Genomic DNA, 1032 nt, shown 5'->3' with positions numbered 1-1032 from the left:
CAGATTACAGCGTAGTTGACCACTATACATATGCTATAGTTGGAGATGGATGTCTTATGGAAGGTATTTCAGGAGAAGCATCATCCCTTGCTGGAACTTTAGGTCTTGGTAAGTTAGTTGTATTATATGATTCAAATAACATTTCAATTGAAGGACATACAGATATAGCATTTAGAGAAGATGTAGGAAGAAGATACGAAGCTTATGGATGGCAAGTATTAAATATAGCAGACGGAAATGATATAGATGCAATAGAAGCTGCAATAGAAGCAGCTAAAGCAGAAACTACAAAACCATCTATTATAATAGTTAAAAACCAAATTGGTTTTGGATGTCCTGCAAAACAAGGAAAAGCTTCAGCTCATGGTGAGCCGCTAGGTGCTGAAAACGTAATTGCAATGAAAGAAAACTTAGGATGGAAGACAGAACCTGCTTTCTATGTACCAGACGAAGTGTATATAAATATGAATGAACACATTGAAAAAGGTGGAGCTAAAGAAGCAGCTTGGAATGAATTGTTTAGTAGCTATGAAAAATCTTATCCAGAATTAGCATCAGAATATACTAAATGGATGAGCGGTGAAATTGATAAAGAAGCATTATTAAATAATGAAGAACTTTGGAGCTTTGACAAAGAAATGGCTACAAGAGATTCTTCAGGAATAATGATAAACAGATTAGCTGCACTTATTCCAAACTTTATTGGAGGATCAGCTGACCTTGCTCCTTCAAATAAAACTTACATGGCCGGAAAAGGAGATTTCTCAGCAGAAGACAGAAGTGGACAAAATCTTCACTTTGGAGTTAGAGAACATGCTATGGCAGCTATAGCCAATGCAATGTATGCTCACGGTGGACTTAAAGTATTCTGTGCAACATTCTTTGTATTCAGTGATTACATGAAAGGTGCTATGAGATTATCAGCTCTTATGAATCTTCCAATAGCTTATGTATTAACACATGACAGTATTGGTGTAGGAGAAGATGGTCCAACTCACCAACCAATAGAACAATTAGCAGCACTTAGAAGTA

1 protein-coding gene is annotated in these 1032 nt (G+C 36.2%); it reads left to right on the top strand.

Features of this window, described 5'->3' with window-relative positions; genetic code table 11:
• Positions 1 to 1032: transketolase family protein (locus CLCHR_RS24230; RefSeq protein ID WP_479723267.1), on the top strand; the 1032-nt coding region annotated here is incomplete at both ends.

The sequence above is a fragment of the Clostridium chromiireducens genome (assembly GCF_002029255.1).
Taxonomy (GTDB): Bacteria; Bacillota; Clostridia; order Clostridiales; family Clostridiaceae; genus Clostridium; species Clostridium chromiireducens.
Note: the sequence above shows the minus strand (reverse complement) of the source record. Positions and strands in the feature narration are given on the sequence as shown.